Annotated in this window: 17 protein-coding genes and 1 riboswitch; of the genes, 7 read left to right on the top strand and 10 right to left on the bottom strand. The window is 69.8% G+C overall.

The genetic code is table 11. The annotated features are described in order from the left end of the window. The first annotated feature begins 12 nt into the window (after positions 1-12). The gene (locus tag ACWD2L_RS15135) at positions 13-978 is read left to right on the top strand and encodes an ABC transporter substrate-binding protein (protein ID WP_451189821.1); all 966 of its coding nucleotides are present in this window, start codon (positions 13-15) and stop codon (positions 976-978) included. Positions 979-1,067: 89 nt separating this feature from the next. Here ACWD2L_RS15135 and ACWD2L_RS15130 read toward each other — a convergent pair whose 3' ends face one another. The 6 genes from ACWD2L_RS15130 to ACWD2L_RS15105 all read right to left on the bottom strand — a co-directional run bounded on the left by ACWD2L_RS15130 (position 1,068) and on the right by ACWD2L_RS15105 (position 3,885). Beyond that, a complete protein-coding gene (locus ACWD2L_RS15130; RefSeq protein ID WP_351344755.1) occupies positions 1,068-1,217 on the bottom strand; it encodes a hypothetical protein in 150 nt (49 codons plus the stop codon). Between the two features lie 40 nt (positions 1,218-1,257). Beyond that, a complete protein-coding gene (locus ACWD2L_RS15125) occupies positions 1,258-1,575 on the bottom strand; it encodes a type II toxin-antitoxin system PemK/MazF family toxin (RefSeq protein ID WP_351344757.1) in 318 nt (105 codons plus the stop codon). After that, positions 1,572-1,772, bottom strand: a complete 201-nt coding sequence (locus ACWD2L_RS15120) for a hypothetical protein (protein WP_351344760.1) — start codon at positions 1,770-1,772, stop codon at positions 1,572-1,574. The genes ACWD2L_RS15125 and ACWD2L_RS15120 overlap by 4 nt, the downstream gene beginning before the upstream one ends. Before the next feature lie 56 nt (positions 1,773-1,828). Continuing rightward, positions 1,829-2,620, bottom strand: coding sequence for a hypothetical protein (locus tag ACWD2L_RS15115; protein ID WP_351344763.1), 792 nt, complete (start codon positions 2,618-2,620; stop codon positions 1,829-1,831). A gap of 219 nt (positions 2,621-2,839) precedes the next feature. Beyond that, a complete protein-coding gene (locus ACWD2L_RS15110) occupies positions 2,840-3,085 on the bottom strand; it encodes a DUF397 domain-containing protein (protein WP_351344766.1) in 246 nt (81 codons plus the stop codon). After that, positions 3,082-3,885, bottom strand: coding sequence for a helix-turn-helix domain-containing protein (locus tag ACWD2L_RS15105; protein ID WP_351344769.1), 804 nt, complete (start codon positions 3,883-3,885; stop codon positions 3,082-3,084). Before ACWD2L_RS15105 ends, ACWD2L_RS15110 begins: the two co-directional genes overlap by 4 nt. 98 nt (positions 3,886-3,983) lie before the next feature. Between ACWD2L_RS15105 and ACWD2L_RS15100 the strand changes: the two genes are divergently transcribed. Together ACWD2L_RS15100 and ACWD2L_RS15095 are read left to right on the top strand one after the other, a co-directional pair. Further along, on the top strand, positions 3,984-4,421 hold the full coding sequence (locus ACWD2L_RS15100) for an ATP-binding protein (protein WP_351344772.1): 438 nt from the start codon (positions 3,984-3,986) through the stop codon (positions 4,419-4,421). Positions 4,422-4,657: 236 nt separating this feature from the next. Next, positions 4,658-5,125 (top strand): MarR family winged helix-turn-helix transcriptional regulator, encoded by a 468-nt coding sequence (locus ACWD2L_RS15095; RefSeq protein WP_351344775.1) that lies wholly within the window; start codon positions 4,658-4,660, stop codon positions 5,123-5,125. Between the two features lie 56 nt (positions 5,126-5,181). Here the strand turns inward: ACWD2L_RS15095 and ACWD2L_RS15090 are convergent, their stop codons facing one another. Genes ACWD2L_RS15090 through ACWD2L_RS15080 form a run of 3 tightly spaced genes read right to left on the bottom strand, consistent with a single transcriptional unit; the run spans position 5,182 to position 6,865 of the window. Then, positions 5,182-5,910 (bottom strand): isocitrate lyase/PEP mutase family protein, encoded by a 729-nt coding sequence (locus ACWD2L_RS15090; RefSeq protein ID WP_351344778.1) that lies wholly within the window; start codon positions 5,908-5,910, stop codon positions 5,182-5,184. Further along, complete coding sequence (locus tag ACWD2L_RS15085; protein WP_351344781.1) at positions 5,904-6,353, bottom strand: carboxymuconolactone decarboxylase family protein; 450 nt, start codon at positions 6,351-6,353, stop codon at positions 5,904-5,906. The genes ACWD2L_RS15090 and ACWD2L_RS15085 overlap by 7 nt, the downstream gene beginning before the upstream one ends. After that, positions 6,350-6,865: a carboxymuconolactone decarboxylase family protein gene (locus tag ACWD2L_RS15080; protein WP_351344784.1), complete on the bottom strand. Its 516-nt coding sequence runs from the start codon at positions 6,863-6,865 to the stop codon at positions 6,350-6,352. The genes ACWD2L_RS15085 and ACWD2L_RS15080 overlap by 4 nt, the downstream gene beginning before the upstream one ends. A gap of 46 nt (positions 6,866-6,911) precedes the next feature. Here ACWD2L_RS15080 and pdxR point away from each other — a divergent pair, with 46 nt between their 5' ends. The 3 genes from pdxR to ACWD2L_RS15065 are packed head-to-tail and all read left to right on the top strand — an operon-like array spanning position 6,912 to position 9,942. Further along, on the top strand, positions 6,912-8,333 hold the full coding sequence (gene pdxR / locus ACWD2L_RS15075) for a MocR-like pyridoxine biosynthesis transcription factor PdxR (protein WP_351344787.1): 1,422 nt from the start codon (positions 6,912-6,914) through the stop codon (positions 8,331-8,333). 56 nt (positions 8,334-8,389) lie between these two features. After that, entirely contained in the window at positions 8,390-8,725 is a 336-nt protein-coding gene (locus ACWD2L_RS15070) for a hypothetical protein (protein ID WP_351344790.1), read from the top strand. Between the two features lie 23 nt (positions 8,726-8,748). Then, the gene (locus ACWD2L_RS15065; RefSeq protein ID WP_351344793.1) at positions 8,749-9,942 is read left to right on the top strand and encodes a glutathionylspermidine synthase family protein; all 1,194 of its coding nucleotides are present in this window, start codon (positions 8,749-8,751) and stop codon (positions 9,940-9,942) included. 7 nt (positions 9,943-9,949) lie between these two features. Here ACWD2L_RS15065 and rocD read toward each other — a convergent pair whose 3' ends face one another. Further along, positions 9,950-11,179: an ornithine--oxo-acid transaminase gene (gene rocD / locus ACWD2L_RS15060; RefSeq protein ID WP_451189818.1), complete on the bottom strand. Its 1,230-nt coding sequence runs from the start codon at positions 11,177-11,179 to the stop codon at positions 9,950-9,952. 128 nt (positions 11,180-11,307) lie between these two features. After that, positions 11,308-11,394, top strand: a riboswitch (ZMP/ZTP riboswitch). A 28-nt stretch (positions 11,395-11,422) separates the two neighbouring features. Here rocD and ACWD2L_RS15055 point away from each other — a divergent pair. After that, complete coding sequence (locus ACWD2L_RS15055) at positions 11,423-12,871, top strand: glycine hydroxymethyltransferase (RefSeq protein ID WP_351344799.1); 1,449 nt, start codon at positions 11,423-11,425, stop codon at positions 12,869-12,871. The last annotated feature ends 112 nt before the right edge of the window (positions 12,872-12,983 follow it).

Here is a 12,983-nt window from a genome sequence, read left to right as displayed (position 1 = left end):
ATGCGAATCGACATGCGAACTCGCAGGGCATTCACGGCGGTTGCGGGATCGGTCGTCCTCCTCACGGCCACGGGCTGCGGCGCGGCCGACATGACCAAGCAGGCCTCCCCGTACGCCAACGCGCAGGGCGCCAAGACGGTGACCCTCTCGGTCCAGTCCTGGGTCGGCGCACAGGCCAACGTGGCGGTCGCCCAGTACCTCCTGGAGCACGAGCTCGGCTACCGGGTCGACACGGTCCAGGTCGACGAGGTGCCCGCCTGGGACGCCCTCAGCCAGGGCCGCGTCGACGCGATCCTGGAGGACTGGGGCCACCCCGACCAGGTGCAGCGCTACGTCAAGGACAAGAAGACGATCCAGCCGGCCGGCGGCCTCGGTGTCACAGGACACATCGGCTGGTTCGTCCCGACGTACTTCGCGAAGAAGCACCCCGACGTCACCAACTGGAAGAACCTCAACAAGTACGCCGACCAGTTGAAGACGGCGGAGAGTGGCGGCAAGGGCCAACTCATCGACGGCTCCCCGTCGTACGTCACGAACGACACGGCGCTGGTGAAGAACCTGAAGCTGGACTACCAGGTCGTCTTCGCCGGTTCGGAAGCCGCCCAGATCACGCAGATGAAGCAGTTCGCCAAGCAGAAGAAGCCGTTCTTGTCGTACTGGTACACCCCGCAGTGGCTGACGCAGCAGGTGCCGATGACGGAGGTGAAGCTGCCCAAGTACAAGGAGGGCTGCGACGCCGACCCGAAGAAGATCACCTGCGCCTATCCGACGACGCCGCTCCAGAAGTACCTCAACACGGGCTTCGCCAAGAACGGCGGCGAGGCGGCGCAGCTCCTGAAGAACTTCAAGTGGACGACGGAGGACCAGAACCAGGTCTCCCTCCTCATCGCCGACAAGAAGCTCACGCCGGAGGCGGCGGCCAAGAAGTGGGTCGACACCCACCACTCGACGTGGAAGAACTGGCTCCCGAAGAAGTAGCCACTCCTCCCGTCCGTGCGCCGAGGCCCCGCCCGCATCCCGCGGCCGGGGCCTCGGCGCGACTGAGTCGTGGTCGCGGTGCAGAACCGTCAGGCCGTGGTGCGCCGCCGTGCCGCCTTGCGTGCTTCCCGGTCACCGCTCAGACGATCGAGCCCGCCACGCGCACCACGCTCGGCGAGCCGGTCGTAGGCGGCACGTCGACGTTGGTCACGCTCATCCAGGACCTCCTTGAATGCCATGTGGGCGCCTCCGCACTCCGTGCACTGGTGTGTTTTCCGGTCACAGCCCCAGGTAACGGCTGACCGCGTGCTCGACTTCGGCCATCTCGTCACGGTCCAGGTAGTGCACGGGGTCCCCGTACAGGAACTGGGTGTCGACCGTACGTATCTGGTCCACCAGGAGTCGCGTCAGGGTGCCGCCGATCTCCAGTTCCGGACGGAAGATCGAAGGCTGCGCGCTGGTGGACGTGGGGATGACCGTGGCGACGCTCCACGGCAGGGACGACGGGCTCAGTACGAGCCCGAATCTGCGCCCCCGTAGCTCGTGCCCCCGCTTGGCGTCGCCCAGATCCACGCGATAGACGGCGCCCCGGATCACCAGGCGTCCGGTTCCGCCGAGAGATCCTCGTCCGCCAGCCGCTCCGCTGCCGCGCGCGCCTCGGCCAGCCACACCTCGCGCTCAAGCAGACGCAGGCCGCGCCGGATCACGTCGCTGGTGCTGTCGCCCTCGTGCATGGCGGCCTTGATGATGCGCTCGTCTTCTGCGGTGGGCCTGAACCCTATGGTGCTCGCCATACTCCAAGAGTACCGATCCGTTCTACATCTGTGCAACAGGTGTAGAACGTCGCCGGTCACAGTCGGCACCCCCGGCACAGCCCGCCCGGCAAGGCCTCCGGCCGACCCGGTCGGCCGCAGTCCGTGCACTCCATGAGCGCCCGGTGTGTGGACTGGGGAGCGGTGGGGGTGATCCGGATGCGGTGCGGTGGGAGCTTGTCGCGGAGGCGGCGGGAGACGAAGGCGCGGGGCGAGTGGACGGCGTTGGGCAGGCCGCCGGTCATGGCGTGCGTGAAGAGTTGTGGGTCGGGTTCGCGGGCCAGCCATTCGGTGGCGGCGGATTCGAGGGCGGCGCAGTCGGCTGCGGAGAGGGTCAACCGGGGGTCTTTGAGGCCGAGTTGGGCGAGTCGGTGGTAGGCGTCGGAGCGGGTGGGCGGTTGCGGTTCGGCGGTCTGTGGCTCCGGTACGTCCCCGTCGCCGCCGAGGAATCGTGCCCACCATTCGTCGCTGCGTGCGGTGCGGGACCAGTAGGTGTGGAACACCCAGCGGGTGGTGCCGCTTTCGGTTCCGGTGTCGGAGAGGCGGCGTACGCGGCGCAGGTGTCCGGCGGCGGACAGTTCGTTGAGTGCGGAGCCGACGGCTGCCTGGCCGTACAGGGGCTGGGCCTTCGCGAGCGTTTTGACGTCCATGGCGGAGTGCTCGGGGAGCGCGTCGATGAACCCGGCGAGGTAGCGGGCGCGGAGGGGGAGATGGGCGAAGGAATCGCGCCGGAGGGGGCCCTGGTCGGAGGTTCCGCGTTTTCCGTAGCCCGGGTTGGCCATGGGGTGCGCGGGAGAGGGCAGGGCGGAGATAGAGTTTTCGCTAGCCACGAGATCGGTCCGTTCGATCGAGTCGGTCAGACCCCGGCGGGTGTTGGTAGCACCCGACCGGGGTCGTTTGTTGCGGCGAACGTTATGGGGTGCACACGTTGCGTCGCAACCCGATCGCGGAAAGTCACGTGCGTCGGCCGTGGCGGGAAGGGTGGGGGGTGGGTTGAGACCCGTCCACCCGTTCCTTATAAGCGCGTCTCGGGTTTCGCAGCTCGAAGCTCAGGCGGTACGAGCGCCCGCCAGGAAGGCGTTCCAGGCGGGCGCGGCGGCGGTGAAGGTGGGCCCTTGCGGCCCGAGCTTCGAGTCACGGACGTGGATGCGGTCGGGCCGAGTGGCGACTTCGAGGCAGTTGCCGCCTTCGCTGTCGCTGTAACTGGACTTCCGCCATTCCAGGGCGACTTCGAGGCAGTTGCCGCCCTGGTCGTCGCTGTAACTGGACTTGAACCACGTCAGGTTGGCGTTCACGTTTCCTGCGCCACCTTTCTGATGAACTCGGCCGAATCCTCGGGGCTGAGAGCGTGCATGCGGATCATGTCATGGGTGCGTGTGAGCTCACTGACCCTGTCCGCATCGGCGTACAGGGTGCTGGTCTTCTGCCCCTCCATATACGCATAGTGCTCATGGTCGGCCGTCTCCAGAAGTGCGATGGCACCGTTGAGCGCGACGCCATACGCCCGCCCGAACGGCAGCACCTGAACCATCACGTTACGCAACTCGCCCGCCCCAAGCAGGCGTTGGAGCTGCGCCGCCATCACCTCACGCCCGCCCACCTCCGTCCGTAGTGCCGCCTCGAACACGACGAAGCTGAACATCACGCCCGTACGCATGGTCAGCGCCTCCTGCCGCTTGAGGCGCCCGGCGACACGTTCCTCGACGGTCTCGTCGTCGAGCGGCGGCGAACTGGCGCCGATCAGCGCCTTCGCGTACTCGGGAGCCTGGAGCAGCCCCGGCACGAGCAGCGGCTCGTACGAACTGATGGCGATGGCATCGCGCTCCAATGCCATGAACTCCTGGGAGCGCTGCGGATGGGGCTCCGGCTTCAGGTACTCCTGCGCGGCGACGATCTTCCCACCCGCGCCGCACAGTTGATCGGCGATCTGGAGCAGCCTCAGCGTCGGCTTACGGCGCCCGTTCTCCATCGACTTGACGTACTCGCAGCCGTATCCGGCCTCCTTGGCGAGAACCTCGCGGTCGATGCCCGCCTCGGCGCGCCACATCTTGATCTGGCTGCCGCAGTACCGCCACGCGTTCGACTCGCTCGACATCTGTACGCACTCCTCCACCGGGGCCACGGTGGGTACAACTACCCGCTGTACCCAAGTGGTTACTCCCGAGGTTACGTGCGGGCCGCGAGCGTGAGCCCATGCAAGCAACTCCCCGCCCCACGGCAATCCCCCAGGACATCGAGTGGCGCTTCCCGCGCAGCGCCCGCAGCGTCGGCCGTGCCCGCCACCTCTTCCGCGAACAGGCCCGGTCCTGGGGTCTGCCGTCCGAGACGACGGAGACGGCGGAACTCCTCCTGAGCGAACTGATGACGAACGCGTACCGCCACGCAAGCAATCCGCCCGGCCGCGAGATCTGGGCCCGCGCGATCCTCTCCGAGAACCCGGCTCGCCTCCGGCTCCAGGTCACGGACGCAAGCCCCACCCTCCCCGCGCCACGCACGGCATCCCTGGAAGCGGAATCGGGCAGGGGTCTGACCCTGGTATCGGCGCTGGCGGACGATTGGGGCGCGGAGCGGCGGGAGGCGGGCGTGGGTAAGGCGGTCTGGTTCGAACTGGCCCTCACGCTCCCCGAGTAGCGGCTGGTCCTCGCAGACTGTGACGTAGGACGACGGCGGAGCCGTCGTTAGACGTCACAGACGGGATCTGGTTGGCCCGCGTCCGCCAGGGGAGCGTGGGCGGTGCGAGCTGTCGCGTCGTCAAGTTCGTGCGCCGGCTCACTCGCTTGCCCTCAACCGCGCTTGAGGTCCTACGTTCTTCACGTGACCTGCACGGTGTGCGGTCTCCACGCTGAAGCACCAGGAGGGGGTATTCCATGACCACCCAGCAGCTCTCCGACGCCGAACTCGCCGGCCAGCCCGCCGCGTACTGGACCGGTGTCGCCTACGAGGCGCTCATCGCGTACATCCGGGCCCGGCAGGCCGAAAAGGGCTACACCCAGCCCCAGTTCTGGCTGCTGCGCAACCTGTCCAAGAACGACATCTCGCCCGACGGAGAGGGGATGATCCTGACTGAGCTGCGTCAGGCCATGACCTCCTACATCCGGCCCGAGGACGATCTGGCGGCGGAGGCCGAAGTGCTCCTGGAGCGCGGCTGGCTGACCCGGGACGCGGAGAACCGGCTGTGGCTCACCGCAGAGGGAGAACAGGCCCGTGTCGACATGGCCAGTATCGCGCCCGCGATCGGAGCCGTCCTCCACGAGGGCATCGACGAGGCGGACTACGTCACCACGGTGAAGGTGCTCCAGCGGCTGATCCGCAACGCGGGCGGGACGGCCGCCTGACAGGGCCGGTCCCGGCCGTCGCTCAAGGCCGGGACCCGGTATGTCGTACAACGCGCTCAGCGCAAGCCCTCCGCGATCTCCCGCACCGCCGCCATCGCCCTCCGCTGCAACCCCGGGCCGAACGTGATGCGGGTCGCGCCCAGTTCGCCCCATTCGCGGAGTGAGGGGCCGCCGGGCGGGGCGCCCACGTTGATCGGGCCCGCGATGCCGGAGCGCAGGGCCGGGACGGCCTCCGGTGGGGCGCCGATCGGGTAGACGCAGTCGGCGCCCGCGGCGACGTAGAGGCGGGCGCGGTCGATCGCCTCGGCGATCGGGTCCGCGGCGCCGCGGATGAACGTGTCGATGCGGGCGTTGAGGACGATGCGGTCGCCCGCCAGCGAGTGGACCTCCGACAGCCAATCCGCCTGCTGCTGCGGGTCCTTGAGCCCACCGTCGGGGCCCGAGTCCTCCAGGTTGCAGCCGACCGCGCCGGTTTCCAGGAGGCGTTCCACCAGTTCCTTCGGCGCGAGGCCGTACCCGCCCTCGATGTCCGCCGACACCGGCACCGACACCGCGCGCACGATCCGGCGGACCGCCGCGAACATCTCGTCCGAGGGCGTGGCCCCGTCCTCGTAGCCGAGGGAGGCTGCCACTCCCGCGCTCGGGGTCGCGAGCGCCGGGAAGCCGGCCTCCTCGAAGACGCGGGCGCTCGCCGCGTCCCACGGGCCGGGGAGGACGAGCGGGTCGCCGGGGGAGCGGTCGTGGTGCAGGGCGCGGAGGGTATCGACAGGACGCGGACTCACCATGCGGTGCCTCCAGGCTCGATACGCCGGCTCACCATCAGCCGGTTCCAGTTGTTGATGACCACGATCGAGGCGATGAGGTGCGCGAGTTCCTGTTCCGTGAAGTGCTTCGATGCCCTCTCGTACGCCTCGTCCGGGACGTAGCCGTCCGTCAGGAGCGTAATCGCGTCGGTGAGGGCGAGTGCAGCCCTTTCCCGGTCATCGAAGATGGTGCCCGCCTCGCGCCATGCGTTAAGGAGCGCGATGCGCTTGGGGCTCTCGCCGTTCTTCTCCAGCGCGATGTCCACGTGCATGTCCAGGCAGAACGCGCACTGGTTCAGCTGCGACGCCCGGATCGACACCAGTTCGGTGAGGGGCGGGTCGTCGAGGCCCTTCTTGGCGGCGGCGCTCAGTGTCTGCATCGCCGAGCGGACCCCGGCGTCCAACTGCCGTGTACGAACCGTCACTTGTGGTCGCCAGGCGTGTAGTGGCCCGGCGACTGGCGGGTCGAGACGCCGAACCGGTTCCAGGCGTTGATGACCGTGATCGCCGCGATCAGCTGGGCCAGTTCCTGCTCCTCGTAGACCTTCGCCGCCCGCTCGTACACCTCGTCCGGCACGAAACCGTCGGTGAGGACCGTGATCGCCTCCGTGAGCTCCAGGGCCGCGATCTCCTTCTCCGTGTAGAAGTGCTTCGACTCCTCCCACGCGCTGAGCTGGATGATCCGCTCAACGCTCTCGCCCGCCGCGAGGGCGTCCTTGGTGTGCATGTCGAGGCAGAGCGCGCAGCGGTTGATCTGCGAGGCGCGCACCTTGACCAGCTCGGCGACCTTGGGGTCGAGGCCCGCGCGGGCCGCCGCGTCCAGCTTGATCATCGCCTTGAAGACCTCGGGGGCCTGGCGGGCCCAGTCGAGGCGGGGGGTGTGCTCGTGGGCGTATTCCGGGTTCGCGTTCGTGTTCGCGTTCGTCGTGTTCGTCATGCTTCGAGCCTACGAAGGAAGTAGCCCAGGAGTATGGTCCATTTACGTGGAAGAATCTTGGGCCAATTCGGTCTCCGGGCGGGCGCTCGGCGGCGTTGACCTGCATCTCGAACCCAGCCCCTCCGGGGGCGTACGCCGCGGGCTCACCGACGCGCTCCGTGACGCCGTCCGTGGCGGGCGGCTCGCCCCCGGCACCCGGCTGCCCGCCACCCGTACCCTCGCCGCCGACCTCGGCCTCGCCCGCAACACGGTCGCCGACGCCTACGCCGACCTCGTCGCCGAGGGCTGGCTCACCGCACGGCAGGGCTCCGGCACCCGGGTGGCCGAGCGGCCGGGGCGGGCGCCGACGCCGGCCCCCGTCACCAACCGCGTCCCCTTCCGCGGGCACCGCTACGACCTCATGCCCGGCCGCCCCGACCTCGCCTCCTTCCCCCGCACCGAGTGGCTGAAGGCCGCCCGCCGCGCCCTGACCGCCGCCCCGAACGAGGCCCTCGGCTACGGCGACCCGCGCGGCCGCCCCGAACTGCGCGGCGCCCTCGCCGGCTATCTCGCCCGCGCCCGCGGCGTGCAGGCCTCGCCGGAGCGGATCGTCGTCTGCGCCGGGTTCGTGCAGGGCATGATCCTGCTCGGCGAGGTGCTGCACCGGCGCGGTGTGCGCGACGTCGCCGTCGAGTCGTACGGGCTCGATCTCCATTGGAGCTATCTGACCCGGCCCGGACTGCGGACCCGGCCGTTGCCGTTCGATGAACTGGGCGCGGATATCGGTGAGTTGAGTGGTGAGGGAGCCGTCCTGCTCACCCCCGCCCACCAGTTCCCCCTCGGCGTCGCCCTGCACGCGCGCCGCCGTGCCGCCGCCGTCGACTGGGCGCGCCGCACCGGCGGGCTGATCCTGGAGGACGACTACGACGGCGAGTTCCGCTACGACCGCCAGCCCGTCGGCGCCCTCCAGGGCCTCGACCCGGACCGCGTCGTCCACCTCGGCACCGTCAGCAAGTCCCTCGCCCCCGGACTGCGGCTCGGCTGGATGGTGCTGCCTGCGCCGCTCGTCGACGAGGTCGTCGCGGCCAAGGGGCACACCGACTGGTCCTGCGGCGTCCTCGACCAGCTCACCCTCGCCGAGTTCATCGAATCGGGGGCGTACGACCGTCATGTGCGCGCCGGGCGCCTCCGCTACCGGCGCCGCCGCGACCAACTCGTCGCCGCCCTCGCCGAACGGGCGCCCACCGTGCGCGCCACCGGCATCGCGGCCGGACTGCACGCCGTGCTCCAACTCCCGCCCGGCACCGAACGATCCGTCGTGCAGGCCGCCGCCTGGCAGCGCCTCGGCATCACGGGCCTGGCCGAATTCCGCCACAAGGACGCACCGGAGCCGGAGGCCCCCATGGATGCCCTGGTCGTCGGCTACGGCACCCCGTCCGATCACGCGTGGCCCGGCGCGTTGGATACCCTGTGCCGGGTCCTGCCCTAGGCAGGCGCCCGACGTACGTACACGCATAGCAACAGGTTGCAACGGGGGAAAACTTCATGACGGACAACACCACCCAACGACGGCTGCGCTCCGGCACCGTCGCGCTCGGCGGCGTGGGCCTGCTGGCCGCCGCGCTCACAGCCTGCTCGTCCGACGTCGACAAGCGCTGCATCGACCGCGGCAGCTACAACGCGTCCAAGGGCTACAAGGTCGTCTCCGACAAGTACTGCAAGTCCTCGTCCACCAAGTCGTCGGTGAACGGCAGTTGGTACTACGGCGGCTCCAAGAAGGGCGCGCGCGTCGGCGGCGGCTCCTTCACCAAGTCGTCCGGCGGTGGTGTCACACGCGGCGGCTTCGGCAGCGGCGGCAAGGGCGGAAGCTCCGGCGGCTGACCCCGGAAGCGTTACACATTCCGATGAAGCGTCACACCATCACGCCACGCCCCCGCTGGCAGCAGACCGTCGAAGAGCAGGGGCTCATCTACCCGCTCACCCGCTACCCCGACGACTCGCTGCGCCCCTACTGGGACGAGAGCGCCTACTACGAGTTCTCCCTCCCCGAGGTCGAGGCGCTCGAAGAGGTCGTCGAGGAACTGCACCGGATGTGCCTCGCCGCGGCCGAGCACATCGTCCGCAACGACCGCTTCGCCGACCTCGGGATCACCGACCCGGGCGTCGCCGCCGCGGTCGCCGACGCCTGGGAGCGACGCGCCGAACTCCCGTCCGTCTACGGCCGGTTCGACCTGCGCTACGACGGCACAGGGCCCGCGAAACTCCTCGAGTACAACGCCGACACCCCCACCTCCCTGGTGGAGGCCGCCAGCCCTCAGTGGTTCTGGATGGAGGAGCGGTTCCCCGGCGCCGACCAGTGGAACTCGCTCCACGAACGGCTCGTCGACGCCTGGAAGAAGCAGGCCGCCCTGCTCCCGCCCGGCAGCCCGCTCTACTTCGCGCACTCCTCGGCCGACGAACTCGGCGAGGACCTGATGACCGTCGGCTATCTGAAGGAGACCGCCGAACAGGCGGGCCTGGACACCGACTGGATCTCCATGGAGGAGATCGGCTGGGACAGCATCTCCGAGCGCTTCGTCGACAACCAACTCCGGTACATCCGCAGCTGCTTCAAGCTGTATCCGTGGGAATGGCTGACCTCCGACGCGTTCGCCCCGCACGTCCTGGGCGGCCTCGACAACGGCGGCGGCACGGGTACGACGATGTGGATCGAGCCCGCCTGGAAGATGCTGCTCAGCAACAAGGCGCTGCTCGCGGTGTTGTGGGAGCTGTACCCGGGCCACCCGAACCTGCTCCCCGCCTACCTCGACGGACCGCGCGAACTCGCGACCGATCCGACCGGCCCCGGCTACGTGTCGAAGCCGCTGCTCGGCCGCGAGGGCGCGGGCGTCACGATCCACGAGCCGGGGACCATCCCGTCGCCGTCGGAAGAGCCGTGCTGCTATCAGCAGTTGGCGGCGCTGCCCGACTTCGACGGGAACCGCGTCGTCCTCGGCGCGTGGGTCGTCGAGGACGAGGCGGCGGGCCTGGGCATCCGGGAATCGGCGGGTCTTGTCACGGACGAGTACGCCCGCTTCCTGCCCCACGTCATCCTGTGAGCGACAGTTACGCGCCGAGGACGGCGCGCAGCTGATCGAGGCCCCAGTCCAGATCGTCCTTGCCGATCACCAGCGGCGGGGCGATCCGGATGGTGGAACCGTGGGTGTCCTTCACCAGGACCCCGCGGTCCATCAGCTTCTCCGAGATCTCCCGGCCCGTCCCGTACGACGGGTCGATGTCGACGCCCGCCCACAGGCCGCGCCCGCGCACCCCGGTGACCTTCCCCGTCCCGGTCAACAGGCCCAGCTCGGCGTGCAGATGCTCGCCCAGCTCCGCCGCCCGCTCCTGGAACTCCCCGGTACGCAGCATCGCGATCACCTCCAAGGCGACGGCGCAGGCAAGCGGGTTCCCGCCGAACGTCGACCCGTGCTCGCCGGGCCGGAACACCCCGAGCACGTCCTTGCTCGACACCACCGCCGACACCGGCACGACGCCGCCGCCGAGCGCCTTGCCCAGCACGTACACGTCCGGCACCACGCCCTCGTGCTCGCACGCGAACGTACGCCCCGTACGGCCGAGGCCGGACTGGATCTCGTCGGCGATGAAGAGGACGTTCCGGTCACGGGTCAACTCCCGTACGCCTGCCAGGTATCCGGGCGGCGGGACGAGCACGCCCGCCTCGCCCTGGATCGGTTCGAGCAGCACCGCCACCGTGTCGTCCGTGACCGCGGCGCGCAGCGCGTCCAGGTCCCCGTACGGGACGATGTCGAAGCCCGGCGTGTACGGACCGAAGTCGGCGCGGGCCTCCTGGTCGGTGGAGAAGCTGACGATGGTCGTCGTCCGGCCGTGGAAGTTGTCGCTCGCGACCACGATCCTGGCCTGCCCGTCCGGCACGCCCTTGACCCGGTAGCCCCACTTCCGGGCGGTCTTCACGGCGGTCTCGACGGCCTCCGCGCCCGTGTTCATCGGCAGTACCATCTCCATTCCGCACAGCTCGGCGAGGCGCGTACAGAACTCGGCGTACCGGTCGTGGTGGAAGGCGCGGGACGTCAGCGTCACCCGCTCCAGCTGGGCCTTCGCCGCGTCGATGAGCCGGCGGTTGCCGTGCCCGAAGTTGAGCGCCGAGTACCCGGCGAGCATGTCGAGGTAGCGCCGCCCCTCGACGTCCGTCATCCACGCGCCCTCGGCGGTGGCGACGACCACGGGGAGCGGGTGGTAGTTGTGCGCGCCGTGCTCCTCGGAGGCGGTGATGAAGTCCTGCGTGGCGAGTCCTGCGGGGGTGGTGGGTGGAGTCACAGAAGTCACGGGATCTCCGTTCGTCGCGGCTCATGGCACGAGGTGTGGGACGGGCTTGTGGCCCCTTCCTATCGTCGCTCGCGATGCGGACGCGGAAACCTCGCCGCGCGCCGCGCCGGGTACTGTGAGGCCAGGGCCGTGACTGGCGCGCTGGGATGGGATCGACCATCAGGGAGCGGCCCGAGCAGTGAGTGCCGTGCGCCTGGGCCGACCCGTGAACCGACCGTGTCCGGAGGCTGCCCCATGACCGAATCCCCGCTGTCCCCCGAATCCACCGCCTATCGCGCCGCCCTCGACGTCGTGCGCGCCGTGGAGCCGCGCGTAGCCGACGCCATCGGCCAGGAACTCACCGACCAGCGCGAGATGCTCAAGCTGATCGCCTCGGAGAACTACGCGTCCCCGGCGACGCTGCTGACCATGGGCAACTGGTTCAGCGACAAGTACGCCGAGGGCACCGTCGGCCGCCGCTTCTACGCCGGCTGCCGCAACGTCGACACCGTCGAGTCGCTCGCCGCCGAGCATGCGCGGGAGCTGTTCGGGGCGCGGCATGCGTATGTGCAGCCGCACTCCGGGATCGACGCGAACCTCGTGGCCTTCTGGGCCGTGCTTGCCGACCGCGTCGAGGCGCCGTTCCTCGCGAAGACCGGGGTCCGGCAGATCAACGACCTCAGCGAGGCGGACTGGGCCGAGCTGCGGCAGGCCTTCGGCAACCAGCGGATGCTGGGGATGTCGCTGGACGCGGGCGGCCACCTCACGCACGGGTTCCGGCCGAACATCAGCGGCAAGATGTTCGACCAGCGGTCGTACGGGACGGATCCCGTGACCGGGCTCGTCGACTACGAGGCGCTGCGCGCGCAGGCCCGCGAGTTCAAGCCGATGATCATCGTCGCCGGGTACTCCGCGTACCCGCGGCTCGTGAACTTCCGGATCATGCGGGAGATCGCGGACGAGGTGGGCGCCACGCTCATGGTCGACATGGCGCACTTCGCGGGGCTCGTCGCCGGCAAGGTGCTCACTGGCGACTTCGACCCGGTGCCGCACGCGCAGATCGTCACGACGACCACGCACAAGTCCCTGCGGGGGCCGCGCGGCGGCATGGTGCTGTGCGACGACTCGCTGAAGGACCAGGTCGACCGGGGCTGCCCGATGGTGCTCGGCGGGCCGTTGCCGCACGTCATGGCGGCGAAGGCGGTTGCCCTTGCGGAGGCGCGGCAGCCGGCGTTCCAGGACTATGCGCAGCGCATCGTGGACAACGCGCGGGCGCTGGCGGAGGGCCTGATGCGGCGGGGCGCGACGCTCGTCACCGGCGGCACGGACAACCACCTCAACCTCATCGACGTGGCGTCCTCCTATGGCCTCACGGGGCGGCAGGCCGAGTCCGCGCTGCTCGACTCCGGCATCGTGACCAACCGCAATGCGATTCCGGCGGACCCGAACGGGGCCTGGTACACGTCCGGGATTCGGATCGGGACGCCGGCGTTGACCACGCGGGGTCTCGGTACCGGTGAGATGGATGAGATCGCGGCGCTCATGGACCGGGTGCTGACGGCCTCCGAGCCGGGGACCACGAAGTCCGGGGCGGTGTCGAAGGCGAGTCACGTCCTCGACCCGAAGGCCGCGGACGAGGTCGCACACCGGGCCACGGACCTCCTGTCCGGCTTCCCGCTGTACGGCCAGATCGACCTGGGCTGAGCCCCTCCGGGGCGTGGGGCGGCCCCGCCCTCACGCCACGGGGCTCCGCCCCGGACCCCGCGCCTCAATCGCCGGCGGGGGTGGAAGGGTCGGGGCTCTGCCCTGGGCCCTG

Source organism: Streptomyces sp. NPDC002754, from assembly GCF_053592315.1.
The sequence above is the reverse complement of the archived record's forward strand: the minus strand, read 5'-3'. Positions and strand labels throughout refer to the sequence as shown.

Bases quoted from the DNA above. Each gene is read 5' to 3' on its own strand.
- ACWD2L_RS15135 (WP_451189821.1), top strand. From the start codon at position 13: ATGCGAACTCGCAGGGCATTCACGGCGGTTGCGGGATCGGTCGTCCTC.
- ACWD2L_RS15130 (WP_351344755.1), bottom strand. From the start codon at position 1,217: ATGGCATTCAAGGAGGTCCTGGATGAGCGTGACCAACGTCGACGTGCC.
- ACWD2L_RS15120 (WP_351344760.1), bottom strand. From the start codon at position 1,772: ATGGCGAGCACCATAGGGTTCAGGCCCACCGCAGAAGACGAGCGCATC.
- ACWD2L_RS15105 (WP_351344769.1), bottom strand. From the start codon at position 3,885: ATGTCGAGCGAGTCGAACGCGTGGCGGTACTGCGGCAGCCAGATCAAG.
- ACWD2L_RS15100 (WP_351344772.1), top strand. From the start codon at position 3,984: ATGCAAGCAACTCCCCGCCCCACGGCAATCCCCCAGGACATCGAGTGG.
- ACWD2L_RS15095 (WP_351344775.1), top strand. From the start codon at position 4,658: ATGACCACCCAGCAGCTCTCCGACGCCGAACTCGCCGGCCAGCCCGCC.
- ACWD2L_RS15090 (WP_351344778.1), bottom strand. From the start codon at position 5,910: ATGGTGAGTCCGCGTCCTGTCGATACCCTCCGCGCCCTGCACCACGAC.
- ACWD2L_RS15080 (WP_351344784.1), bottom strand. From the start codon at position 6,865: ATGACGAACACGACGAACGCGAACACGAACGCGAACCCGGAATACGCC.
- ACWD2L_RS15070 (WP_351344790.1), top strand. From the start codon at position 8,390: ATGACGGACAACACCACCCAACGACGGCTGCGCTCCGGCACCGTCGCG.
- ACWD2L_RS15065 (WP_351344793.1), top strand. From the start codon at position 8,749: ATGAAGCGTCACACCATCACGCCACGCCCCCGCTGGCAGCAGACCGTC.
- ACWD2L_RS15055 (WP_351344799.1), top strand. From the start codon at position 11,423: ATGACCGAATCCCCGCTGTCCCCCGAATCCACCGCCTATCGCGCCGCC.